This window comes from Nocardia sp. NPDC059154 (assembly GCF_042755705.1).
Taxonomy (GTDB): domain Bacteria; phylum Actinomycetota; class Actinomycetes; order Mycobacteriales; family Mycobacteriaceae; genus Nocardia.
Window position 1 is genome coordinate 1 of record NZ_JBHZCS010000058.1, and the last position, 22,589, is coordinate 22,589.

24 protein-coding genes are annotated in these 22,589 nt (G+C 67.8%); 12 read left to right on the plus strand and 12 right to left on the minus strand.

The genetic code is table 11. The features are described 5' to 3' along the window. The 3 genes from ACFXN1_RS37095 to ACFXN1_RS37105 all read left to right on the plus strand — a co-directional run. On the plus strand, positions 1-156 hold a 156-nt coding region (locus tag ACFXN1_RS37095; RefSeq protein WP_379463812.1), incomplete at its 5' end, for a helix-turn-helix domain-containing protein. 359 nt (positions 157-515) lie between these two features. Beyond that, positions 516-1,928 (plus strand): tyrosine-type recombinase/integrase, encoded by a 1,413-nt coding sequence (locus tag ACFXN1_RS37100; RefSeq protein ID WP_379442102.1) that lies wholly within the window; start codon positions 516-518, stop codon positions 1,926-1,928. A gap of 78 nt (positions 1,929-2,006) precedes the next feature. Further along, entirely contained in the window at positions 2,007-2,147 is a 141-nt protein-coding gene (locus tag ACFXN1_RS37105; RefSeq protein WP_379442150.1) for a hypothetical protein, read from the plus strand. On the opposite strand, the gene ACFXN1_RS37110 is transcribed toward ACFXN1_RS37105, so the two are convergent. From ACFXN1_RS37110 to ACFXN1_RS37120, 3 genes are read right to left on the minus strand one after another with little or no spacing between them, the layout of a single operon-like run. Beyond that, complete coding sequence (locus ACFXN1_RS37110) at positions 2,131-2,883, minus strand: hypothetical protein (protein WP_379442103.1); 753 nt, start codon at positions 2,881-2,883, stop codon at positions 2,131-2,133. The genes ACFXN1_RS37105 and ACFXN1_RS37110 overlap by 17 nt on opposite strands. After that, positions 2,880-3,707 carry an ABC transporter ATP-binding protein gene (locus ACFXN1_RS37115; RefSeq protein ID WP_379442105.1) on the minus strand — a complete coding sequence of 276 codons (828 nt, stop codon included), beginning with the start codon at positions 3,705-3,707 and terminating at the stop codon, positions 2,880-2,882. Before ACFXN1_RS37115 ends, ACFXN1_RS37110 begins: the two co-directional genes overlap by 4 nt. Further along, positions 3,700-3,903: a PLDc N-terminal domain-containing protein gene (locus tag ACFXN1_RS37120; protein ID WP_379442106.1), complete on the minus strand. Its 204-nt coding sequence runs from the start codon at positions 3,901-3,903 to the stop codon at positions 3,700-3,702. The genes ACFXN1_RS37115 and ACFXN1_RS37120 overlap by 8 nt, the downstream gene beginning before the upstream one ends. Positions 3,904-3,993: 90 nt before the next feature. Between ACFXN1_RS37120 and ACFXN1_RS37125 the strand changes: the two genes are divergently transcribed. Then, positions 3,994-4,554, plus strand: a complete 561-nt coding sequence (locus ACFXN1_RS37125) for a helix-turn-helix domain-containing protein (RefSeq protein ID WP_379442107.1) — start codon at positions 3,994-3,996, stop codon at positions 4,552-4,554. Between the two features lie 35 nt (positions 4,555-4,589). Next, entirely contained in the window at positions 4,590-5,366 is a 777-nt protein-coding gene (locus ACFXN1_RS37130) for an O-methyltransferase (protein ID WP_379442109.1), read from the plus strand. Positions 5,367-5,415: 49 nt separating this feature from the next. Here ACFXN1_RS37130 and ACFXN1_RS37135 read toward each other — a convergent pair whose 3' ends face one another. Both ACFXN1_RS37135 and ACFXN1_RS37140 read right to left on the minus strand, forming a co-directional pair. After that, on the minus strand, positions 5,416-6,777 hold the full coding sequence (locus tag ACFXN1_RS37135; protein ID WP_379442110.1) for a cytochrome P450: 1,362 nt from the start codon (positions 6,775-6,777) through the stop codon (positions 5,416-5,418). 62 nt (positions 6,778-6,839) lie between these two features. Continuing rightward, positions 6,840-7,628, minus strand: coding sequence for a thioesterase II family protein (locus ACFXN1_RS37140; RefSeq protein ID WP_379442112.1), 789 nt, complete (start codon positions 7,626-7,628; stop codon positions 6,840-6,842). Between the two features lie 65 nt (positions 7,629-7,693). Here ACFXN1_RS37140 and ACFXN1_RS37145 point away from each other — a divergent pair, with 65 nt between their 5' ends. Beyond that, positions 7,694-9,064, plus strand: a complete 1,371-nt coding sequence (locus ACFXN1_RS37145) for a CoA transferase (RefSeq protein ID WP_379442113.1) — start codon at positions 7,694-7,696, stop codon at positions 9,062-9,064. 168 nt (positions 9,065-9,232) lie between these two features. Next, on the plus strand, positions 9,233-10,801 hold the full coding sequence (locus ACFXN1_RS37150; protein ID WP_379442114.1) for an MFS transporter: 1,569 nt from the start codon (positions 9,233-9,235) through the stop codon (positions 10,799-10,801). A 27-nt stretch (positions 10,802-10,828) separates the two neighbouring features. On the opposite strand, the gene ACFXN1_RS37155 is transcribed toward ACFXN1_RS37150, so the two are convergent. After that, positions 10,829-11,401: a TetR/AcrR family transcriptional regulator gene (locus tag ACFXN1_RS37155; RefSeq protein ID WP_379442115.1), complete on the minus strand. Its 573-nt coding sequence runs from the start codon at positions 11,399-11,401 to the stop codon at positions 10,829-10,831. Positions 11,402-11,534: 133 nt separating this feature from the next. Between ACFXN1_RS37155 and ACFXN1_RS37160 the strand changes: the two genes are divergently transcribed. The 3 genes from ACFXN1_RS37160 to ACFXN1_RS37170 all read left to right on the plus strand — a co-directional run bounded on the left by ACFXN1_RS37160 (position 11,535) and on the right by ACFXN1_RS37170 (position 13,934). Continuing rightward, the gene (locus ACFXN1_RS37160; RefSeq protein ID WP_379442151.1) at positions 11,535-12,566 is read left to right on the plus strand and encodes a nucleoside hydrolase; all 1,032 of its coding nucleotides are present in this window, start codon (positions 11,535-11,537) and stop codon (positions 12,564-12,566) included. Further along, positions 12,563-13,450 carry an amidohydrolase family protein gene (locus ACFXN1_RS37165; RefSeq protein WP_379442116.1) on the plus strand — a complete coding sequence of 296 codons (888 nt, stop codon included), beginning with the start codon at positions 12,563-12,565 and terminating at the stop codon, positions 13,448-13,450. The genes ACFXN1_RS37160 and ACFXN1_RS37165 overlap by 4 nt, the downstream gene beginning before the upstream one ends. 121 nt (positions 13,451-13,571) lie before the next feature. Beyond that, positions 13,572-13,934 carry a DUF1304 domain-containing protein gene (locus tag ACFXN1_RS37170; protein ID WP_379442117.1) on the plus strand — a complete coding sequence of 121 codons (363 nt, stop codon included), beginning with the start codon at positions 13,572-13,574 and terminating at the stop codon, positions 13,932-13,934. Here the strand turns inward: ACFXN1_RS37170 and ACFXN1_RS37175 are convergent. From ACFXN1_RS37175 to ACFXN1_RS37185, 3 genes are read right to left on the minus strand one after another with little or no spacing between them, the layout of a single operon-like run. Then, on the minus strand, positions 13,920-14,915 hold the full coding sequence (locus ACFXN1_RS37175; RefSeq protein WP_379442118.1) for a zinc-binding dehydrogenase: 996 nt from the start codon (positions 14,913-14,915) through the stop codon (positions 13,920-13,922). The genes ACFXN1_RS37170 and ACFXN1_RS37175 overlap by 15 nt on opposite strands. 11 nt (positions 14,916-14,926) lie before the next feature. After that, complete coding sequence (locus ACFXN1_RS37180) at positions 14,927-15,349, minus strand: organic hydroperoxide resistance protein (protein ID WP_379442120.1); 423 nt, start codon at positions 15,347-15,349, stop codon at positions 14,927-14,929. Beyond that, positions 15,349-15,801 (minus strand): MarR family winged helix-turn-helix transcriptional regulator, encoded by a 453-nt coding sequence (locus ACFXN1_RS37185; protein ID WP_379402638.1) that lies wholly within the window; start codon positions 15,799-15,801, stop codon positions 15,349-15,351. The genes ACFXN1_RS37180 and ACFXN1_RS37185 overlap by 1 nt, the downstream gene beginning before the upstream one ends. 201 nt (positions 15,802-16,002) lie before the next feature. On the opposite strand from ACFXN1_RS37185, the gene ACFXN1_RS37190 reads away from it, so the two are divergent. After that, on the plus strand, positions 16,003-17,187 hold the full coding sequence (locus ACFXN1_RS37190) for an acyl-CoA dehydrogenase family protein (RefSeq protein ID WP_379442121.1): 1,185 nt from the start codon (positions 16,003-16,005) through the stop codon (positions 17,185-17,187). A gap of 193 nt (positions 17,188-17,380) precedes the next feature. Then, positions 17,381-18,358, plus strand: a complete 978-nt coding sequence (locus tag ACFXN1_RS37195; RefSeq protein WP_379442123.1) for an alpha/beta hydrolase — start codon at positions 17,381-17,383, stop codon at positions 18,356-18,358. A 335-nt stretch (positions 18,359-18,693) separates the two neighbouring features. On the opposite strand, the gene ACFXN1_RS37200 is transcribed toward ACFXN1_RS37195, so the two are convergent. From ACFXN1_RS37200 to scpA, 3 genes are all read right to left on the minus strand, one after another. After that, entirely contained in the window at positions 18,694-19,200 is a 507-nt protein-coding gene (locus ACFXN1_RS37200) for a GNAT family N-acetyltransferase (protein WP_379442124.1), read from the minus strand. Between the two features lie 5 nt (positions 19,201-19,205). Next, positions 19,206-20,204 (minus strand): methylmalonyl Co-A mutase-associated GTPase MeaB, encoded by a 999-nt coding sequence (gene meaB / locus ACFXN1_RS37205; RefSeq protein ID WP_379402684.1) that lies wholly within the window; start codon positions 20,202-20,204, stop codon positions 19,206-19,208. 125 nt (positions 20,205-20,329) lie between these two features. Further along, a complete protein-coding gene (scpA, locus tag ACFXN1_RS37210) occupies positions 20,330-22,588 on the minus strand; it encodes a methylmalonyl-CoA mutase (RefSeq protein ID WP_379442126.1) in 2,259 nt (752 codons plus the stop codon). Position 22,589: the final 1 nt, after the last annotated feature.

Here is a 22,589-nt window from a genome sequence, read left to right on the forward strand (position 1 = left end):
GCCAGACTCCTCGGGATCGGACGTTCCACCGTCTATGCCGCCGTCAAATCGGGTGAGCTACCCGCCATTCGGGTCGGCCACCGAGTGCGCATTCCGTCCAGATGGATTCGCGAGGCACTACGTGTCGAGGACGGCCCGGACATCGGCACACGGTAGAGCTTCTTTGACTGGCCGACGCAGCATTCCACCGTCCGCCGCCGCGCTCGTTCACCACGCAGTGCAGATCCTGCGTCTGGACAACGGGAAGGTCTCACTTCCGCTCGGTCGAACGGTGGTCCCGCGGCCTCATATCTGTCCCCACGGACGGACCGCGAGGCGAATCAACGGCACGCGACCTTGCGCTGTCGGTGCGCTCGCGCTCCTACCTCTTCTGCGTATCGTCGATGCCTTCGGGCTCCGAAATGCTTGCAGCCAAACGTAGTTCGCCGATTCCGGCTGTTCATTCGCATGGTCGCCAGCCTGAGTCGACACCGCCGATTTACTCCAGCAATCCACCCGCACAGAGGAGGCCCAGTATGCCCGGCACACAACCGGCACCGAGAAGGAGACGCCGGGCCGAGCCGATCAACAAGCACGTCGCGAAGAACGGCACGGTCACCTATCGGTTCCAGGTCGACATCGGAACAAAGCCCGACGGTACTCGCAACCGGCAGCAGTCCACCTATCGGACCTTGGCCGAGGCACGGCGCGAATATCGCCGGATCACAACAGAAGTCGCGCGCGGAACCTACACCCAGCTCACCGACATCACCGTCGAGGAAGCGTGCGACCAGTGGCTGGCCGATCGTCGCAGAATCCGGCGAAACTCACTCGAGCGCTGCCGCCAAGACCTCAAACCGGTACGCCGCCGACTCGGCACCAAGAAGCTGGCGCACCTCACCAAGCAGGACGGGGATGCTCTCGTGGAGTGGATGCTGACCGCGGGGCGGCGCTCTCCCCGGCAGCCTCGGCCCGACAGCCTGGTGTCGCAGGTCGCAGCGGTGATCGCACGCCACCCGGAAGGCATCTCGACCGCGGAACTCAAGGCCGAGTTCGGCAGGGACGTACACCACTGCCTGGCCGGCCTCGTCCGGGCGGGCCGGGTGACCCGCCCTCGACGGGCTGTCTACGTGCTGGCGCCACCACCCACCGCGGTGGCGCCTCGGGGCGTCAAGCCGGTCACGGTCCGCTCGACGCTGACCACCTTCAGCATGATGGTTCAGTCCTATGTCGATCAGGGTGGCTTGCCGCGCAACGTCATTGCGCTGGTGGACCGGCCGGCTGACGACATCACCGACCACGATGACGACGAAACGAACGCGAAGTCTTGGACCATGAGCGAGGTCGAAGTCTTCCGAGCCGCGATCGCCGGCGAGCGCCTGGCGGCGTGCTGGCTGATGTCGTGTTACGGGATGCGCCGCTCGGAAGTACTGGGTGTGCGGTGGCACCGGTTCGACGCCACCGCGTTGCGGGTGCGCCGGGGACGGGTCGCCATCGGCAGACAGACCGAGGAGAACTTGCCCAAGTCCCGGCGGAGCCGTCGCGATCTTCCGCCGCCCCCGGATCTGGCGGCCGCGCTGCGCGCGTTGAAGACCCGGCAGAAGGCGGAATGCCTGGCCACGGGTGCATCCTGGTCCGACGATCGGCTGATCGCGGTGCACGAAGACGGCAGCCCGGTGCAGCCCGACTGGTATTCCGCCGAGTTCCAGCGCATTCGCAAGCGCACCGGACTGCGCCGAATTCCGTTGAAGGGGCTGCGGAACACATCGGTGTCCCTGATGCTCGCCTCGGGTATCCCGGTGCACATCGTCGCAGCGTGGCACGGCCACGATCCAGCCATGTCGTTGAGCATCTACTCCGACGCCCATCCTCGCGATCTGAAGGCCGCCGGAGCCGCGCTCTTCGGACCACGGGGCCCAGGCAGAGCACGGCAAATTGGCAAGCTCTAGGCAAGCTGGAGCGTCCGGGCATTGCCCCAGAGGGTGAAAAATTGCTCCTGACCAGCCTCGATCGGGCCGATTCAATTCATCGACTACTACATCACCGGCGTGCTCTATCCGCGCAGCGCCCTGGAGGAGGTTCGGGTGCTCGTGGTGATCTGTGTCGTCGTGTCGTGGGTGGGGCTGTATCTGCTGTCGCGGCACCGGGCCGCTATGCAGCGCTCCTGATCGCGCGAATCGGTGTGGTCAGGGCGGCAGTCAGGGCGAATGCCGTCGCGATGAGCAGGGCCAGCAGCGATTTCGCCGCGCCGGCCGGGGACCAGCTCGCGGCCTCGATGGCCGGTTGCAGGGCGGTGGTGGGCAGGTAGGGCTGCACCGACGGCACGGCCGACACCAGCAGGCATCCCACGTAGACCACGGCGGTGACCCCGGCGGCGATGCCCGCCGAGCCGAACCGAGCCGCCAGGGCCGCGGCGAACACTGCGAACGACACCACCGCGAGGGCTTGCACCGCAAGCGAACCCACCGCCGGACCCAGCGGGTAGGACCCGAACAGCGCCCAGCACTCGTACAGCGCGACCGCGGCCCCGATCGAGGCGGCTACGGCGATCACCGCCGCCGCGACCAGGATCCGGGGCAGATAGAGCCGCACCGGCGAGACCTCGCGGCTGAAGTAGTAGATCCCGATCGGATCGGTACTGCGCAGGGCGCATGCCTGCGCGGCCAGGATCATGGCCACCGCCGCGACCAGCAAGCCGGTGTTCTTCACATACTGCTGCAACCCGTCTCGCCAGTCGGGCACGCGCAGCAGCTGGATTTCCGAGGAGTGCCCGATCAGATCCGGCAGGTACTTCGCCCCCAGCAGCGAGACGAATCCGAACAGGACGAATGCGGCGACCAGGGCGACCAGCCGCCGCGTGCGCAGCCACCGGTACCACTCGACCCGGAATACGGTGCGGTTCATGGTTTCTCCCCGATGGCAGCGAAGAACGCGTCGGTCAAGGTCGGACGGGTGATTCGGATGTCGTCGAGCCGGCCGCTGTTCGCGGACGCGTCCGCCAGCGCCGGGCCCCACTGCGGCTGCTCGGCCTCGATGATCCGGCCGTCGGTCATGGCGATCCGCAGGATCGGCGCGGCGGTGTGCTCATCCAGGAATTCCCCTGCCTCCCCGGCGAAGACGGCCCGCCCGCGATGCAGGACCAGCAGCCGGTCGGCGAGATCCTCGACATCGGCGAGCAGGTGGCTGGAGAACACGACCGTCATCCGACTGCCCAGGTTCCGGATCAGCCCCAGCACGGCGGCGCGGCCTTCGGGATCCAGTGCGCTGGTGGGTTCGTCGAGAATGAGCACCTCGGGCTCGCGGACCAGTGCCGCGGCAATTCCCAAGCGCTGCAACATGCCCCGGGAGAACCCTCCGGCGCGCCGGTGGGCGTGCCGTTCCAGGTCGACCGCCGCGAGCGCGGCATCGGCGGACCACGTACCGGCGCCGTGGGCCGGTCCGATGGCCATGGACTGTTCGAGGATCTCCCGCGCGGACAGCCAGGGCTCGAAACCCGGTGTGTCCGGGCAGTATCCGAGGGCGTCCAGCCCGATCGGCACCCGCACGGCACCGCCGGTCACCGGTTGCAGGCCCAGCACGGCGCGGATCAGGGTGGTCTTGCCCGCGCCGTTGAGTCCGATCAGCCCTACCACCCCGGGACCGTCCACGGTCCAGCTCACGGTGTCCAGGGCGGAGAAGTCGCCGAAGCGCACCGACACATCGGTGACCTCGAGGTGGGGCTCAGCCACGGACCGCGTCACCGTCCCGGCCGACGATCAGGTAGATGATCCCGCCGAGCGGAATGCTGATCAGGCAGATGATCGCCCACGCCCATTTCGGCAGGTACTTCACCCGCGTACGGGCCAGGTCGTACCAGCAGAAACCGACGAAGCCGAGCCCCACCACGATCAGGGGCACCAGTGCGGCTACCGGAATGTTGGACACCGCGATTCCTCTCCTCAGCGCGAGCGCGCGATTGCTACCAGATATGCGAACATTATCAATACCGATAGCAATGGTGTTAGTGTTCAGCCCGTGGAATCCGTCGAACTTCTGCTGCACCCGGTTCGGCTGCGGATCGTGCAGGCATTCCTCGGCGACCGGACGCTGACCACGAGCGAGCTCAATGCCGAACTCGGCGATGTTCCGCCCGGCAGCCTCTACCGGCATGTCGCCAAGCTGGTCTCCGCCGGCGTCCTCGATATCGTCACCGAGCGCCGTGTGCGCGGCACCGTCGAGCGCACCTACCGGCTGCGCCTGAGCGCCGCCCAGATCACCCCCGACCAGCTCGACGCCATGAGTCCCGAGGACCACCGCCGCGCCTTCATGGGCTTCGTCGCCGGGCTCATGGCCGACTTCGACCGGTACGTCGACGGCGGCGATATCGATTACCTGCGAGACGGAGTCGGCTACCGCATGGCTGGTCTGTGGCTCGACGATGCCGAATTCGCCGACTTCGCCCGCGATCTGGGCCGCGTGCTGGCCCCGCGCCTGGCCAATGCCCCCGCGCCGGGCCGGAAGCGTCGTATCCTGCGCACCATCCTGATTCCCGACTCCCCTGCCCCCGGAGGCGAAACCGCTTCGGGCCCGGCATAATCGCGCTGGCCGTCAGAGCGAACGAAGGGGAATCAATGGGTGGCACATCGATCGGGTCGATCTTGCGCGAGCGTGTGGTGTATCCGGTGCGCACGGCCGTCAGCACCGTGCGCGGACTCGGAAACTTCACGCGCACCGGTCAATTCGGCGATGGCCGCGAGGCCGCCGTGCGCGACCACGTCCTCGCGAACGCCGAGCAGGGCGATCCGGAGAGTGTGCTGGCGGCCATCGACAAGTTCGCCCGCACCCGCAGCAACCTGGTGAACGTCGGGGACGAGAAGGGCCTGCTGCTGGATGCCGCTGTGCGCAAAGCGAATCCGAAGCTACTGCTCGAACTGGGCACCTATGTCGGCTACAGCGCGGTCCGCACCGCCCGCACCATGCCGGAGGGCGCGCGCCTCGTCTCCGTGGAGTTCAGCGCGGCCAATGCGGAGGTGGCCCGCGCCATCATCGCCCACGCCGGGCTGGCGGAGCGGGTGACCGTGGTGGTCGGCACCATCGGCGACGGCGGCGAGACCATCCGGCGGCTCACCGAGGAGCACGGAATCACCGAGGGCGCACTCGATTTCCTCTTCGTGGACCACGACAAGTCCGTGTACCTGGCCGACCTGAAGCACATTCTCGCGGCGGGCTGGCTGCACCCGGGCAGCATTGTCGTCGCCGACAATATGCGCGTCCCGGGCGCTCCGGACTACCTGCAGTACATGCGTGAGGCCGAGGGCAAGGCCTGGCGCACCGTCGAGCACGACACCCATATCGAGTACCAGTCGCTGCTCAAGGACCGGGTACTCGAGTCGGAGTACCTCGGCTGAGAAGGCTGGAACACCTGGGCCGAGACTGTTTCTCGGCCCGGGCAGGGGTTCAGCGACGCCGCAGCGTCACGGGCAGATCGTCCTTCGGCAGCGGCGTCGCACTCATGTCGAGGGGCATGACGTAGTCCTGCGGCACCTCCCATTCGAAGGTGTGCAGCAGCTGATGCACGATCGTCTTGATCTCGAGGCCCGCGAAGTGCTGTCCGAGGCACTTGTGCGCGCCCGCCCCGAACGGGGCCCACGCCACCCGATGCCGCTTGTGCTCGGCGCGTTCGTCGGAGAAACGCTCGGGATCGAATTCCTCGGGGTGCGACCACATATCGGGGCGGCGGTGGTTGACGCTGATCGGGACGACGACGAAGGATCCCTTCGGCACGAAATAGCCGCACACCTCGGTGTCCTCCTGCACCGCGCGCGGGAAGATCTGCACCGGGGTGCACAGCCGGGTGGTCTCCTTGATGATCCAGTCGAGCTCGGTCAGCTCGGCGAGCTCGTCGTAACCGAGTTCGAAGGGCATCTCCAGCGAGCGCGCTCGCGCGCGCTTCTGCCATTCCGGGTATTTGGCCATGTTGTAGACGACCCCGGACAGCGTGGTGGTGGTGGTGTCGTGGGCGGCGGCCAGCAGGAAGATCATGTGGTTCACGATGTCCTGGTCGGTGAACCGATCGCCGTCGTCGCCCGCGGCCTGACACAGCATGGAGAGCAGGTCGGTGCCCGGGTTTTCGCGGGCGGCGACAATGCGGTCGGCGAGGAAGGCCGCCATGGTCTTGCGGGCGCGCATGCCCCGCCACCAGCGGTTGCCGGGAATGGCGACGCGCACCATCGCGCCGCCGGCCTGCAGGATGTCCATGGTGGCGCCGCAGATGCGCTCGGCCTCGTCGCGCGGCAGGCGCGCGCCCATGAAGACCTCCAGCACGATGTCCAGGGTGAGCCGCTGCAGGTGCTGGTGCATGAGCACCGGATTGCCGTCGGCCACACTGCCTTCCGGCAGCTTGCTCAGGTGGCGGTCGGCGATCTCGTGCATATCCTTCAGATACGACGTGAGGGCGCCGCGACCGAAGGCCTGCTGCATGATCGAGCGGTGGCTGCGGTGCTCGTCGAAATCCAGCCGGACCAGACCCCGGTCGAAGAACGGTCCCTGCAGCGGCGCCCACGCCGGACCGTTGGCGAACACCCGGTCCTTGTTCATCAGGATGCGCTGTGCCGCCTCGGGGCCACCGGCGATGATCCACTTGTCGCCGAACATGTTCAGGACATAGAGCGGGCCGTAGGCCGCCTCGTCCTCGAAGGCGGCCCCGGTGGGGTCGCGCCGCTGCCGCTGCAGCTGGGCGATCCAGTGCGTCGCGGGCCCGCTGATCTGCTTCAGATCACTGCCCTCGGGCGGAGCGGCGACGAATTGTGTTCTGGGCATTGAGAACCCCCTCCTGCTACGAAGACGCAACGGAGGAAGCTACCCGCACGAAGACGCAGTGCTCAACTCGAGCGCTCCGGAACCGCCGCGGCCAGCGCGCGGGTGATCAAATCGCCTATCGCGGGCAGGTTTTCGGGCAGATCCAGATAGAAGTGGCCACCCGGGAAGGTGGCGAGGTCGAATCCGGCGGTAGTGTAGTCGCGCCACTCCCCCGCCTGCGCGGCCGAGGTGGTCGGATCGGCGGAGCTGACCAGCGCGGTGATCGGCGCGCGCAGCGGCGCACCGGGCTCGTGCCGGTAGGTCTCCACCGCGCGGTAGTCGCTGCGCACGGCCGGCAGCACCAGCTCGGCCAGACCGGGCTCGTCGCGCAGGATCCGCACCGACGCCGGATCGTTCGACAGCCGTTCGAGATCGGCGATGAGGCCCTCGTTGGGTCCGGCGTGCAGGCTTCCGGTCTCGGCGAAAGCCGGTGCGGGACGGCCGGAGACGAACAGGTGGGTCAGCTCGCGTCCGCCCGCCTCGACCCGGCGGGCGGCCTCGTAGGCGACGGTCGCACCCATGCTGTGCCCGAAGATGGCCAGGTGCACGTCCCGCGGCCAGGCCAGCAGGTCGGCGGCGGCCCGGTCGGCCAGTTCGGTGAGCTCGGGCACCGGCGCGTCGCCGAGGCGGTCCTGGCGGCCGGGGTACTGCACGCCGAACACCGCGGTACCCGAGCCGACGCGCTGGGCCAGCGCTCGGTAGATGGTGACCGAGCCGCCGCCGGGCGGGAAGCAGACCAGCACGGTTGCGGGGCCGGGAGCGGATTTCAGTTCGCGCAGCCAGGCGGTTCCGGTGAGTCGTTGGGCTGTCATCCGATCGAGTATGCCGTGAGATGTGCCACCGTGGTCGGACCCGGTGCCGGCGATACAGTCGGATCGTGGCTACCTACGATGCGCTGGTCCGTGAGTACGAGGCCGGAATCGGCGTCCCGGGCGCACCGCTGCCCGCAGTCGATCCGGGTGCGAATCTGGCTGCGACACTGCCGGTCTGGGCGCTGGCGGGCGGTGCGGTGGCGGCCTTCGCCGCGGCGGCGGATCGCTGGCGGGCCACCTGCGGCGTGACGCCGCTGGGCGGTCCGGTCGACCCGGCCCGGGTCGCCGCGGCCTTCTCGAGTGAGCGCCTGTTCCGGCTCCACGGCGAACCGCCGGACATCTTCGCAGAGTTGTCGGGATTCTTCAGGGCTGCGGATGCATGGGTGCGTACGCACGCCAACTATCCGCATCATCGCGCCCGGTTGCTGGCCGCCGTGGAATTGCCCGGCACGGCCGGTCGCGAGGATTTCGCCCGGCGCGCAGCGACACTGACGGCGGCGGACATCGAACAGCGGGCCGGCGAGCACGGTGCAATCGCGGTGCGGGTCCGCCCCGAGCGGGAGTGGGCCGACAGCCCGCAGGGCAAGGCCGCCGCCTCCGGCCCGCTCGTCGCCGTGGCCGAGCGCGGCGATCGGGGTGGATTCGAGTGCCCCACTGCCGCAACACAACTGCTCCCACTGCGCGGGATCCGGGTTCTCGATCTCACCCGGGTGATCGCCGGACCGGTGGCGACGCGGGCATTGGCCCTGCTCGGAGCCGATGTGCTGCGGATCGACCCGCCCGGGTTGCCGGAGATCGGCTGGCAGTACCTGGACACTTGTCAGGGGAAGCGCTCCACTGTAGTCGATTTGCGTACCGGACTTCCTGTTTTTCGCGAATTGATCAGCAATGCAGACATAATCATCTCGGGTTACCGACCAGGCAGCTTGGAACGCCTCGGAGTACGACCCGGGGAAATTCGCCCGGGAATTGTGCACGGCCGAGTTTCGGCCTGGGGTGAACTCGGCCCATGGGGTGATCGACGCGGTTTCGACAGCATCGTGCAGGCTGCATCGGGAATTTCGCTCATCGAAGGCACACAGAATAATTCGCGCAGCGAATCATCCGTGGGCGCCCTGCCGGCCCAGGCGCTCGATCACGCCAGCGGATACCTGCTCGCCGCGGGCGTGCTCGACGCGCTGTGCGCGCGCAGTGGCGACGGCCTCGGCCGCGATGTCCGGGTCGCCCTGGCCCGTACGGCATCCTGGCTGATCACCGCGCCGGGCCGGACGCCCGCCCACGAACCCGCCGCGGCGCCGGATGCCCGGTACGCACGCACCCACGACGCGGTGACCACCGCGGGACCCGCGCTGACCGAGTATCCGGACCATCCGTGGCCCGCTCCGGCCCACGGTTCGAGTGCTCCCGAGTGGAAAGCCCGACCGGACGGTTCGTAGCGCGCGCGAATGTATACAACGCGCTGCACGCACACCCGCAAGTGCATCAGCGAATTAGGCGAATTGGCTTGCAATACAGCGCTTTCAACACACCGGACTTATCCCACGTCCGGCGTTAATATTTGAGACCCTGAAACCGACATCAAAATTGTCGACCCGTATGTCGACATGCAGATGGAGGACGTCATCGTGGACACACCTACTCCCTTGCTCACCGCCGCCAGCGACGCCGGCGCCATCTCGGTGGGGAGACGGGAATGGGCCGGATTGGCGGTGCTGGCGCTGGCCTGCCTGGTGTACTCGATGGACCTCACCGTCCTGCATCTGGCGGTCCCCCAGATCAGCGAGATACTCCGCCCCACGAGCTCGCAATTGCTCTGGATCATCGACGTTTACGGATTCATGGTCGCCGGGTTGCTGCTCACCATGGGCACCATCGGCGATCGCATCGGCAGACGGCGACTACTGATGGTCGGGGCGGCCGCCTTCGCCGTGATCTCGGTGATCGCGGCCTTCGCGCCCTCGGCGCCGGTGCTGATCGGCTGCCGGGCCCTGCTCGGCGTCGCCGGGGCCACCCTGGCTCCGTCCACACTCTCGTTGATATTCACCATGTTTCGCGATCCGGGCCAGCGCTCCATCGCGGTCGGGGTGTGGGTGGGGTCCTACTCGGTGGGCGGCTCCATCGGGCCGCTGGCGGGCGGCATCATGCTCGAGCACTTCTGGTGGGGCTCGGTGTTCCTGCTCGCGGTGCCCGTCATGGTGTTGCTGATCGTTCTCGCGCCCCGCGTGCTCCCCGAGTTCCGCGATCCCGACGCCGGCCGCCTGGATCTGGTCAGTGCCGGATTGTGCACGACGGCAGTGCTCTTGGTGGTCTTCGGCATGAAGAAGGCCGCTCAGGACGGCCCGGGCGCGGCCGCGGTCTCGGCGCTGGTGGCCGGCCTCGCGGTCGGCGCGCTCTTCGTCCGGCGGCAGCTCAATACCAGCGAACCCATGCTGGATCTGCGGCTGTTCCGGCTGGGCAGCTTCCGCACCGCGCTCACCATCAATATGGTCGCGATCTTCGTGGCCTTCGGGTACGCCCTGTTCGTCGGGCAGTATTTCCAACTGGTGCTGGGCATGTCGCCGCTGCGGGCGGGTCTCGCCACCATCCCGGCGGGCCTGGGCTTCATGATCGGCTCGCAGCTGGGCCCGCGCATCATGAAGGTGATGCGGCCCGCCTACATGATCGGCGGGGGCATGACCATGGCGGCGTGCGGACTGCTGCTGCTCACCCGGATCACCGCGACCGGCGGCGTGGAGCTCACCATCGCGGCATCGCTGCTGGTGTCCTTCGGGCTGGCACCGGTTTTCGGCATCACCACCGAGCTCATCGTGGGCACCGCGCCTCCGGAGCAGGCGGGCGCGGCCTCCGGGCTCTCGGAGACCGGGGCCGAATTCGGTGGGGCGCTGGGAATCTCCATTCTCGGCAGCATCAGCATCGCCATCTACCGCAACCAGCTCAACACGACCCTGCCCTACGGGGTGCAGGAGCCCGACGCCCGCGCCGCGCGCGACACCCTGGGCGCGGCTCTCGAAGTCGCCCGGAACATGCCGGGGAAGGTGGGCAGCGCCATGGCCGAGGCGGCCAAGCACGCCTTCCTGACCGGCATGCACCTGACCGCCGCCATCGCGGCGGGCGCGGCGCTGCTGCTGGCCGTCATCGCCATGACCCGGCTGCGGCACGTGCCGCCGGGCTGAGTTCACCCGGCCGGCCGGACGGTGAGTTCATCTGCCCCGGATGGCTTCGATGGCGGTCACCAGCGAATCACCGTCCAGCAGTTCGGCACCCGGCGCGATCATCTTTTGAATGGCGAGGCCCTGGAACAGCAGGAACAGCAGCTGCCCGACCGCTGCGGCCTGCTCGTCGGTCAGATCCGGATACGCCGAGTGGACGGTTGCGGCAATATCCCGATGCGCGACCGCGCTGGCCTCGGCCATGTAGACCTGCTGCGCGGGATCGCGCGCGATCTGGATGCCGTTCTCGGTGCTCAGCAACAGGCCGTCGCGATTGCGCTGCACCACATCGACGAAGCCGTTCCAGATCGCGGCCAGCGACTCCCACAGCGTGCGACCCTCCCCCGCGTCCCGGATGGCGGCCTCCATATCGTCGCCGATCTGGGTGCCGACGCCCATTGTGATGGCCTCGGTGACCAGCTGATCCTTGGAACCGAAGTGATAGCCGATGGCGGCCAGGCTCACCCCGGCGGCGCTGGCGATGTCCCGGGCGGTCACCTTGGCCAGGCCGCGTTCCAGGACGGCCTTGCGGGCGCCCGCCAGGAGGTCTTCTCGATTTCCCATGAGACCACCCTACCAGCGTCTTAGACGAACGTTCTAGACGGGTGTTTCACAAGCTGGCGAGACCGGCGCATCCTCCCCGCGGGGCCCCGGCATCGATACGGCTACCCTCGAACGCGTGCGGCAGAAGATCCTCATGGACAACGACACCGGCATCGATGACTCCCTGGGCCTGCTCTACCTCCTCGCCTCCCCCGAGGCCGAGATCGTCGGAATCGCCTCCACCGCGGGCAATGTGCCCGCGCCGCAGGTGGCCGCCAACAATCTCGCGCTGCTCGAGCTGGTGCGGGCCCCGGAGCTCGAGGTCGCCCAGGGCGCGCTGACACCCCTGGTCGTACCGCTACGCACCACCGAGGACACCCACGGGCCCCAGGGCGTCGGCTACGCCGAGCTGCCGCCGACCAGCCGGACCCTGTCCGGCCGATCCGCGGCCCAGCTGTGGGTGGACCTGGTGCGCGAGCATCCGGACGAGATCGTCGGGCTGTGCACCGGGCCGCTCACCAATCTCGCCCTGGCGCTGCGGATGGAACCCCAACTGCCGCAGCTGCTCCGGCGCCTGGTGATCATGGGCGGCGCGTTCAACCATCCGGGCAACACCACCCCGACCAACGAGTGGAACGTGCACGTGGATCCGGAAGCGGCCAAGGAGGTGTTCGACGCCTTCGCCGCCGCACCCGCCGACCGCCGGCCCATCGTGTGTGCGCTCGACATCACCGAGACCATCGAGATGAAGCCCAAACACCTGGCGCTGCTGGCCGAACGGGCCGGGAGCACACCGGTGGAGCACGTCAGCGAGAGCGATCCGCCCGAGGCGCGGTCGGCGGCCAGCAATCCGCTGGTTCGGTACCTGACCGATGCGATCCGCTTCTACTTCGACTTCCACAAGCTCTACGACCAGGGGTATCTGGCGCACATGCACGACCCGTTCGCGGCGGCCGTGGCACTGGACCCGAGCCTGGCCGTCACCAAACCGGCGACCGTGGACGTGGAGCTGACCGGAACCATCACCCGCGCCACCACGGTCGCCGACTGGGCGGGCATGTGGGGACGGGAACCCAACGCCGACATCGTGATCGGGACCGATCCGGAGCTGTTCTTCGAACGGCTCGTCGACCGGGTCGGGGATTACGCGCGAACCGTGTTCGCGGAAGGAGATTCGAGCCGGTGACCGACGAGCAGGACCTCGACTACGTCACCGATTTCCATACGCGGCTGGGGCTGCCCGGGATCATCGATGTCCACACGCATTTCATGCCCGAGCAGGTGCTGCGCAAGGTGTGGGGCTACTTCGATTCGGCCGGGCCACTGCTCGGCCACCGCGAGTGGCCGATCACCTATCGCGCCGAGGAGCAGGTGCGGCTGAAGACCCTGCGCAGCTTCGGCGTTCGTGCCTTCACCTCGATGGTCTACCCGCACAAGCCGGAGATGGCGGCCTGGCTCAACGACTGGTCCGCCGATTTCGCCGACCGCACCCCGGACTGCCTGCACACGTCGACCTTCTACCCCGAGCCGGGCGCGGCCGAGTATGTGCGTGCCGCGATCGGGTCGGGGACGCGAATCTTCAAGCTGCACATCCAGGTCGGGAACTATCACCCGGCGGATCCACTGCTGGACGAGGTGTGGGGACTGGTCCAGGAGGCGGGCATCCCGGTGGTCACCCACTGTGGATCCGGGCCTGCCGCCGGGCGATTCACCGGTCCCGAGCCGATCGCCCAACTGCTCCGGCGGTTCCCGCGACTCCGTCTGATCATCGCGCACATGGGGGCGCCCGAGTACAGCGAGTTCCTCGACATCGCCGCGGACAGCCCCGGAGTTCTGTTCGACACCACCATGAACTTCACCGACTTCTTCGAGGCCGGTGACCCCTTCCCGGCCGCCGAGCTGCCGCGCCTGCGGGACTTCGGGGATCGCATCCTGTTCGGCAGCGACTTCCCGAACATTCCCTATTCGTACGGCCATGCGCTGTTCGCGCTCGAGCGGCTCGGTCTCGGTGACGACTGGCTGCGAGCGGTCTGTTACCGCAATGCGGCGGACCTCTTCGGCATCGGATAGCTCACCGGGGCGCGACGCTCCGGGTTTCGACGATGGGCTCAGGGCCTTCCGGCGCGTGGGTCTGACACGATGAGACGCGGTGGTCGGTGTCGGCTGAAACCTCACGGAAGGCGGGTCGGTCATGCGATTGGTCGCGGACATCCTGGTCGGATTGCTCGCCGCGCTGCACATTTACATCCTGATCATGGAGATGTTCCTCTGGACCACTCCGCGGGTGCGCGCGGGCTTCGGCGTCACGGCCGAGTTCGCCGAGGAGTCCAAAGTGTTCGCCGCGAATCAGGGTCTCTACAACGGTTTTCTGGCGGCGGGGCTGATCTGGGGTCTGATTGCCGCCGATCCGGTCGGGCAGGCCGCGAAGATCTTCTTCGCGGCCTGCGTCGTGGTGGCCGGACTCTATGGTGGGGCCACCGCGAGCCGCCGGATCTTCGTCGGGCAGGCGCTGCCCGGCGCGATCACGCTGATCGCGGTCCTACTGGCCGGGTAGCGCCGCGGCGCTGAGCGCGATCTTGGCATTGCGGCCCGGGCGTTCGCTGGCGGCCGCGGCCTCGGCGGCCTCCGCGAGCGGGTAGGTGGCCTCGATGGCCAGGTCCAGTTCGCCGCGGGCGGCCAGGGTCACCAGCTCGGTGATGAGGCGGCGGCGTTCGTCACCGCCGATCTCCTCGGCGCGCTTGGAACCCCAGAAGCCCTTCACCACAGCCTGTTTGAAGATGATCGGGCCGGGGTTGAGCACCAGCGGCTGGCCCGACAGCGCGCCGAAGGTGATGAGCTCACCACGCGGGCCGAGCACCGACAGCAGGTCATTGGCGGCCGGCCCACCGACCTGGTCCACCGCACGGGCGATGGGTTCGCCGCCGGTGACCGCCGCGACCTGCTGCTGCCAGTCCCCCGACTCGGTCTCGAGCACCGGTTCGAAGCCCAGCTCCCGCAACGACTTCGCGGCCGCCGCGCTGCGCACCAGGTTCAGGACGTGGACGCCGCGGGCGCGGGCGAGCTGGTTCACCAGTCGTCCCACCGCGCCATTGGCGGCATTGATCGCGATCCACTGGCCGGGCTCGACATCGAGATCCTCGAGCAGCATGAGTGCGCTCAGCGGCATGGCCAGCAGCTGACTCGCGGTCGCGTCGGACACCGTATCCGGCACCGGGACGATCCCGCCCGCCTTGGCCACGAAGTACTCCGCCCAGGCGCCCTGCACACCCGAAACCGTCACGCGCTGACCGATTTCCAGGCCGGTGACCTCCGGGCCCAGGGCGTCGATGCGGCCCACGGCCTCGGTGCCCGGGATGGCGGGCAGCTCGGGCCGGTAGCCGTAGACGCCCCGGATGATGGCCAGGTCGTGATTGTGGATCGGGGCCAGTGTGGTCGCGATCCGCACCTCACCCGGCCCGGGCTCTGGCACCGGCCGCTCGGCCGTGGTCAGGACCTGCTCGGGCTCGCCGAACTGTTCGATGATTACCGCACGCATGCTCATCCTCCTCAGTCTTCGACCACGATGACGTCGACCTCGATATTGCCGCGAGTGGCATTGGAATACGGGCACACCTGGTGAGCCTTGTCCGCCAGCGCCTGCGCCTCGTCCAGGGGCAGGTGTGGCAGCGACACCTCGAGGGTAACGGCCAGGCCGAATCCGCCGGCGTCATTGGGGCCGATGCCGACCTTCGCGCCCACGGCCGAGTCGTCCACGTTCGCCTTCAGCGACCGCGCCACGGTGCGCAGCGCCGAGTGGAAGCAGGCGGCGTACCCGGCGGCGAAGAGCTGCTCCGGGTTGGTGCCGAGGCCGTTGCCGCCCATCTCCTTCGGAATCGAGAGCGTGGCGTCGATCTTGCCGTCGGCGGTGCGGACCTGGCCGTTGCGGCCGTCTCCGGTGGCGAGGGCTTCGGCGGTGTAGAGCACGTTCATCAGGGGGTCTCCTTCGATCGGGTGTGGGCGGTGAGAGCTTCGGTGAGTCGGTGCAGGGTTTCCCGCAGTTGGATCAGTTCCTCGCCGGGCAGGCCGGCGATCTCGGCCGAGCGCGCCGGGATCCGGCATGCGGCCGAACGCAGTTCGCGTCCGCGGTCGGTCAGCGTGATCTCCACGCGGCGTTCGTCGGCGGTCGAGCGGCGGCGTGCCACGAAGCCCGCCGCCTCGAGCCGCTTGAGCAGTGGCGACAGCGTGCCCGAATCCAGTTCCAGGGCCGAGCACAGATCGCCGACGGTGCGGTCGTCGCGCTGCCAGAGCGCGAGCAGCACCAGGTATTGGGGATAGGTGATGCCCAGGGCGTCCAGCTGGGGCCGGTACATGGCGGTCATGGCCCGGGACGCCGAGTAGAGCGCGAAGCACAGCTGGTTTTCCAGCGCCAGCTCATCGGTCATGTCCAATACGGTAGCCAGCAATTAGATTGTGCACAATCTATCTGACCGTCGGCTGCGTCACACCCGGCGATAACATCGCCCGGACCCCGGCGCAGGGCGGGTTCCGATCATCGGGAATTTCGCTCGCGGGCAAGCAGATTCCCGGACATCGCCGCTAGAACGCGTTCTAATAGGGGCACACCGAACCAGTGGGGAGTTGCGATGACGCACGAGGTAGTGAACCGGGTCGCGGAGCTGTCGGGCCAGTTGGCGGCGACCGCCGAGGAGACCGAGCGGCTGGGCAAGCTCTCCGACGAGAGCGTGAAGCTGATCCGTCAGGCAGGGGTGATGCGGCTGCTGCAGCCCGCCGATTTCGGCGGGTACGCGGCGCATCCGCGCGATTTCGCCGAGGCGGTCATGGCCGTGGCCCAGCACTGCGGGTCCACCGGCTGGGTATGTGGCGTCGGCGGCGTGCACCCGTGGGAGATGGCGCTGATGGACCGGCGGCTGCAGAACGAGGTGTGGGGTGAGAACCCCGACACCTGGATCGCCTCGCCGTATGCCGCCCAGGGCGTGGCGACGCCGGCCGACGGCGGATACACCCTGCGCGGCCGCTGGAACTTCTCCTCCGGCACCGATCACTGCGACTGGATCTTCCTGGGCGCGCTACTCGGTGACGCCGACGGCAATCCGGTCATGCCGCCGACCGTGCTGCACGTGGTGCTGCCGCGCAAGGACTACACGATCGTCGACGACTCGTGGGATGTCATCGGGCTGCAGGGCACCGGCAGCAAGGACGTCATCGTGGACGGCGCGTTCGTTCCGGCCTATCGGACCATCGAATTCGATGCCGTCGCGGCCGGTGAGATCGCGGCCGAGCGGGCGGGCCGCACCGAGACCGTCTACCAGCTGCCGTTCTGGGCCATGTTCCCGCTGGGCATCACCTCGGCGGTGATCGGCATCGCCGAGGGCGCGCTCGCGGCGCACCTGGACTATCAGCGCGACCGGGTCACGGCCATGGGCACCAAGATCAAGGACGATCCGTACGTGCTGTCGGCCATCTCCGAGGCGGCCGCAGATATCGCGGCCTCACGCACTCAGCTGTTGGACGGCATCAGCCGCCTCTACGACCAGGCCGAGGCCGGGAAGACCATCACCTTCGAGGATCGTTCCCTGGTGCGCCGCAATCAAGTTCGCTGCGCCTGGCGAGCGGTGTCGGCGGTCGACGAGATCTTCGCCCGGTCCGGCGGCAATGCGGTGCGGCGGCAGAATGTCATGCAGCGGTTCTGGCGGGACGCGCACGTGGGTCTGCAGCACGCCATCCACACGCCCGGATCGCTGTACCACTCGACGGCCTTGACCATCATGGGCGTCGAGCCCGAGGGTCCGCTGCGCGCCATGATCTGACAACCGGCGGGTCGGCCCGGCACGGTTTACGCGCTGGGCGGCCACGCTTCCAGGCCGTTCCGATGGGTAATGCTACAAGTTTGCTACCGAACGGTTTCTAGAAGGATGCAATCGCGTCACCGCAGGACATTCCGTAGACCAACACGCACGATTATTCCTGGAAAATAGCCCCAAAAGCGACATACTCGCTGTCATGCATCGGCTGTCACGCTACCTCGTTGCCTTGATCGCCACATTTGCTGCCCTTGCGCCCGTCACTGCGGCGGCCGACCCCGGCGAAGGGGCTTCCATCGTCGACGTGCGCCCGCTGGGCGGCCGCCAGTACGAGGTCACCGTCTACTCGGCGGCCATGAACCGGACCATTCCGGTGTGGGTTTCACACCCGAACGGCCCCGCGCCCGCCCTGTACCTGCTGAATGCCGTGGACGGCGGTGAGACCGGCGGCCCGTGGACCAATCGCACCGATGTCGCCCAGTTCTTCGCCGACAAGCCGGTCAATGTCATCACCCCGATCGGCGGCCGTGCCAGCTTCTACACCGACTGGGTCGCCGATGATCCGACACTGGGCCGGAACCAATGGTCTACTTTCCTTATTCACGAATTACCGCCGCTGCTGGAATCGCGATTCGCGATGACGGGGCGCAATGCCGTCGCGGGCGCATCGATGTCGGCCACCTCCGCACTCAACCTCGCTATCCAAGCACCCGGTATGTATCAGGCGGTGGGTTCCTTCAGCGGTTGCCCGCGCACGGCGGACGCGGCGGCGCGGACCTACGTGCGATCCACGCTCGAGCTGTTCGGCGCGAATGCCGCCAATATGTGGGGCGGCGACGACAATCCGGCCTGGAGCGCCCACGACCCGGTTCTCAACGCGGACCGACTGCGCGGTGTGGCGCTCTACATTTCTGCGGGGAATGGCATTCTGGGAGTTCATGACTCGCTCACCGATCCCAGCATCGGTGGGGATGTCAACGCGCTGACGGATCGGCTGGCCGTGGGTGGGGCTATGGAGACGGTGGTGCGAGCCTGCACGGATTCGCTTGTCGGAGCGTTGGGTTCGCTGGGGATTCCGGCGCAGGTGGTGTATCGGAATGGGACGCATGCGTGGCCGTATTGGCAGGACGACATACATGATTCTTGGCCGCTTTTCGCGGGGGCTTTGGGAGTTTAGGAAGAGGAAGAATTAGCTGGGGGGCATGGAGTGAAAACTGTTCTGCCGCAGTTCAATTCGACGATATGGCCGGATCGACCGACAGATTCTGGACATGACACCACGGTCAGCATCTTTTCGAGTCAGGACGACCGCCGCGGCGTTCACCCCATCATTACTGCATCCTTTGTCCTTTAATCCCTTGTCTCTTCAGGTTTGGTTCTTCGGCTTTTCGCTTGGTCTGCCGCCGACGCAGTCATCGTCGAGCCCTGGTCACCGTAAGTCTGTCGGTGTTCACCGTCGGTGTGATGGCTGCCCGGCTGCGCCGCGTCGATCGACTGATCGCGATTCCCGTATCAGCTGCGTGACCAGGTAATTTCCAGTTCCTGGAGATCGAAGCCCTGGGGGAAGTGCGCGGTCCGGGGTTCGCCGGGGTGGCCGCCGTGGCGCTCGTAGAAGGCGATGGCGGCTGTATTGGCCTGGAGGACTTCGAGGTAGACGGGGCGGCCGGGGTATTCGGCAGCGGCCCATTCGAATCCGTGGTGCAGGAGGCGGGAGCCGATGCCGCCTCGTTTGAGGGTCGGGGTGACGTGCAGATTGTCGATGAGAATGCGGCCGTCTGCGCGGAGTGCCAGGTAGATGAATCCGAGTATTTCCGAACCGGATTCGGCGATGAACAGGTCGCCTTCGGATCGGTCGCCGGTCAGGCGGCTGTGCCAGAGCGCCTTGTGGTCGTCGGACAGCGCACCGGTCAGATAGGTCTCGGGCATGATGCTCGCGTAGGCGGTGCGCCAGCTGGCGGTGTGCAGCGTGGCGACCGCTTCCGCGTCGGATTCGGTACCTGGTCGGATCCGGATGTCCATGGGGCTCAGGACCGTTCGTCGAAGGCCCGCAGGATTTCTTCGGCGGCGAGCGCGGGGGTCAGCGAGCCGTCGCGGACCTGTTTTTCCACCTGGGTGCGCAGGGCCTTGACGTTCGGGTTCTCGGTGAGGCGGCGGAGCAGGTTGTCGTGGACCATGGTCCAGGTCCAGTCGACCTGCTGGCGCCGGCGCTTCTCCGCGAACTCGCCTGCTTCGGTGAGGACGCGGCGGTGGGTGAGGACCGTGTCCCAGAACGAATCCAGTCCGATGCCGTTCAGGCCGGACATGGTGAGAACCGGTGGACGCCACAGGGATTCGCGCGGGTGGATGAGCCGCATGGCTCCTTGCAGCTCCCGGGCGGCGGCCTTGGCCTCCAGTTCGTGGCGGCCGTCGGCCTTGTTCACGGCCACCAGGTCGGCGAGTTCGAGGACGCCCTTCTTGATTCCTTGCAGCTGGTCGCCGGTGCGGGCCAGGGTGAGGAAGCAGAAGACATCGACCATATTGGCGACGGTGACCTCGGACTGGCCGACACCGACGGTCTCCACCAGGATGACGTCGTAGCCTGCCGCCTCCAGCAGCACGATGGTCTCGCGGGTCGCTTTCGCTACGCCGCCGAGGGTTCCGGCCGTGGGGGACGGCCGGATGAAGGCGTCCCGTTCCACCGACAGTCGCGCCATGCGGGTCTTGTCGCCGAGGATCGAGCCGCCGGTCCGCGTCGAGGACGGGTCCACGGCCAGTACCGCCACGCGGTGGCCCTGGCCGATGAGGTACATGCCCAGCGCGTCGATGAACGTCGACTTGCCGACACCCGGAACACCGGTGATACCAACGCGATTGGACACCACCTTGCCCGCTTCGGGGGTCAGCCGCAGCAGCAACTGCTGGGCCAGGTCCCGGTGGTCGGTGCGGGTCGATTCGACCAGGGTGATGGCGCGGGCCAGGCCGGCCCGCTCCCCTGCCCGGACCTGCGCGGCCAGCTGGTCGACGTCGATCACCCGGCGCGCCACCGGAGTGGTGGGCTGGGCGCCGGGGCCGGGCGTTTCTGCGCCGGCGGGGCCGGGCAGGCCGACGCCGGCGGTGGTGCCGAGCCGAGGGTGGATTCCGCCACCCTCGGTCCCGCGTGCGGCGTCGCTCATTCCGTTGCGCCGGTGCCGATCTCGTGGCCCAGCTGTGCGGCCAGCTTCTTGATCAGGTCGATCGCGGCATCGGCGATGATGGTGCCGGGACCGAAGATGCCGGCGGCACCTGCGGCGTACAGCTCGTCGTAGTCACCGGGCGGGATGACGCCGCCGACGGTGACCATGATGTCGGGGCGTCCGACATCGGCCAGTGCCTGCCGCAGGGCGGGCACCAGCGTGAGGTGGCCTGCGGCCAGCGACGAGACACCGACGACGTGCACGTCGTTGTCGGCCGCCTGCTGCGCCACCTCCTCGGGGGTCTGGAACAGCGGGCCCACATCGACGTCCATGCCGAGGTCGGCGAAGGCCGTGGCGATCACCTTCTGGCCGCGGTCGTGGCCGTCCTGACCCATCTTGGCGACCAGGATGCGGGGGCGACGGCCCTCCGCCTCGGCGAACGCCTCGACCAGTTCGATGGCCTTGCTGATGTTGGTCACCTTGCCGGCCTCCTCGCGGTAAACGCCGGAGAGCGTGCGGATCTCGGCCTGGTGGCGGCCGTACACCTGCTCCAGCGCGTCGGAGATCTCACCCACGGTGGCCTTGGCGCGCGCGGCGTTGATGGCCAGGGCGAGCAGGTTGTTGTCCATGCCGCCCTCGGACGAGGCCGCCGCACGGGTCAATTCGGCCAGCGCCTTCTCGACCTCGGCCGAATCGCGTTCCGCCCGCAGCTTTTCCAGCTTGGCGTTCTGCTCGGCGCGCACGCGCGAGTTCTCGACCTTGAGCACCTCGATCGGGGTGTCTTCCTCGACCAGGTATTTGTTGACGCCGATCACCGGCTGCTGGCCGGTGTCGATGCGCGCCTGGGTGCGGGCGGCGGCCTCTTCGATGCGCAGCTTCGGGATGCCCTCCGAAATCGCCTGCGCCATACCGCCGTGCGCCTCGATCTCGGCGATGTGGGCGCGGGCGCGCTCGGCCAGCTGGTGGGTCAGCCACTCCACGTAGTACGAGCCGCCCCACGGGTCGGCCGGACGGGTGGTGTTGGACTCCTGCTGGATGAGCAGCTGGGTGTTGCGGGCGATACGGGCGGAGAAGTCCGTCGGCAGCGCGAGGGCCTCATCCAGCGCGTTGGTGTGCAGCGACTGGGTGTGGCCCTGGGTGGCGGCCATGGCCTCCACGCAGGTGCGCGCGACGTTGTTGAACACGTCCTGCGCGGTCAGCGACCAGCCCGAGGTCTGCGAGTGCGTGCGCAGCGCCAGCGACTTGGAGTTCTTGGGCTCGAACTTGGCGACCAGCTCGCTCCAGAGGAGCCGTCCCGCACGGAGTTTCGCGACCTCCATGAAGAAGTTCATGCCGATCGCCCAGAAGAACGACAGTCGCGGCGCGAACTTGTCGACCTCCATGCCTGCGTCCAGACCGGCCTTGATGTACTCCACGCCGTCGGCGAGGGTGTAGGCCAGCTCCAGGTCGGCCGTGGCTCCGGCCTCCTGGATGTGGTAGCCGGAGATGGAGATCGAGTTGAACTTCGGCATCTTCGCGGAGGTGTAGGCGAAGATGTCGGAGATGATCCGCATCGAGGGCTTGGGCGGGTAGATGTAGGTGTTGCGGACCATGAACTCCTTCAGAATGTCGTTCTGAATGGTTCCGGCCAGCTGCTCGGGCTTGACGCCCTGCTCCTCGGCAGCGACGACGTAGAGCGCCAGGATCGGCAGCACCGCGCCGTTCATGGTCATCGACACCGAAACCTGGTCCAGCGGAATGTGATCGAACAGCTCTCGCATGTCCAGGATGGAGTCGATGGCGACACCGGCCATGCCGACGTCACCGGTGACGCGCGGGTGGTCGGAGTCGTAGCCACGGTGGGTCGCCAGGTCGAAGGCGACCGACAGGCCCTTCTGGCCCGCCTGCAGGTTGCGGCGGTAGAAGGCGTTCGAGTCGGCGGCGGTGGAGAAGCCCGCGTACTGGCGGATCGTCCACGGCTGGTTCACGTACATGGTCGGGTACGGGCCGCGCACGAACGGGGCCACACCCGGCACGCTGTCGAGCGGGTAGCCCTCGGCGGCGATGGCGTCCCGGTCGGCCTTGGTGAACACCGGCGGCACCTCGATGCCCTCGGGAGTCGACCAGGTGAGCTGTTCGGGCGCATAGTGATTGGCGCTCGCGGCCTCGGCGACGAAGGCGTCGACCTGCGCGGCGCTGACGTCGGCGGGCGCGGTGTCGCCCTCGGTCAGCGGCACTTCGGCGAAATTGCCGATGCGATGTTTGATATCGCTCATC

Coding starts and splice junctions, on each gene's coding strand:
- ACFXN1_RS37100 (WP_379442102.1), top strand. CDS start 516: ATGCCCGGCACACAACCGGCACCGAGAAGGAGACGCCGGGCCGAGCCG.
- ACFXN1_RS37110 (WP_379442103.1), bottom strand. CDS start 2,883: ATGAACCGCACCGTATTCCGGGTCGAGTGGTACCGGTGGCTGCGCACG.
- ACFXN1_RS37130 (WP_379442109.1), top strand. CDS start 4,590: ATGGGTGGCACATCGATCGGGTCGATCTTGCGCGAGCGTGTGGTGTAT.
- ACFXN1_RS37135 (WP_379442110.1), bottom strand. CDS start 6,777: ATGCCCAGAACACAATTCGTCGCCGCTCCGCCCGAGGGCAGTGATCTG.
- ACFXN1_RS37140 (WP_379442112.1), bottom strand. CDS start 7,628: ATGACAGCCCAACGACTCACCGGAACCGCCTGGCTGCGCGAACTGAAA.
- ACFXN1_RS37150 (WP_379442114.1), top strand. CDS start 9,233: ATGCAGATGGAGGACGTCATCGTGGACACACCTACTCCCTTGCTCACC.
- ACFXN1_RS37155 (WP_379442115.1), bottom strand. CDS start 11,401: ATGGGAAATCGAGAAGACCTCCTGGCGGGCGCCCGCAAGGCCGTCCTG.
- ACFXN1_RS37160 (WP_379442151.1), top strand. CDS start 11,535: ATGGACAACGACACCGGCATCGATGACTCCCTGGGCCTGCTCTACCTC.
- ACFXN1_RS37170 (WP_379442117.1), top strand. CDS start 13,572: ATGCGATTGGTCGCGGACATCCTGGTCGGATTGCTCGCCGCGCTGCAC.
- ACFXN1_RS37175 (WP_379442118.1), bottom strand. CDS start 14,915: ATGCGTGCGGTAATCATCGAACAGTTCGGCGAGCCCGAGCAGGTCCTG.
- ACFXN1_RS37180 (WP_379442120.1), bottom strand. CDS start 15,349: ATGAACGTGCTCTACACCGCCGAAGCCCTCGCCACCGGAGACGGCCGC.
- ACFXN1_RS37185 (WP_379402638.1), bottom strand. CDS start 15,801: ATGACCGATGAGCTGGCGCTGGAAAACCAGCTGTGCTTCGCGCTCTAC.
- ACFXN1_RS37190 (WP_379442121.1), top strand. CDS start 16,003: ATGACGCACGAGGTAGTGAACCGGGTCGCGGAGCTGTCGGGCCAGTTG.
- ACFXN1_RS37195 (WP_379442123.1), top strand. CDS start 17,381: ATGCATCGGCTGTCACGCTACCTCGTTGCCTTGATCGCCACATTTGCT.
- ACFXN1_RS37200 (WP_379442124.1), bottom strand. CDS start 19,200: ATGGACATCCGGATCCGACCAGGTACCGAATCCGACGCGGAAGCGGTC.
- scpA (WP_379442126.1), bottom strand. CDS start 22,588: ATGAGCGATATCAAACATCGCATCGGCAATTTCGCCGAAGTGCCGCTG.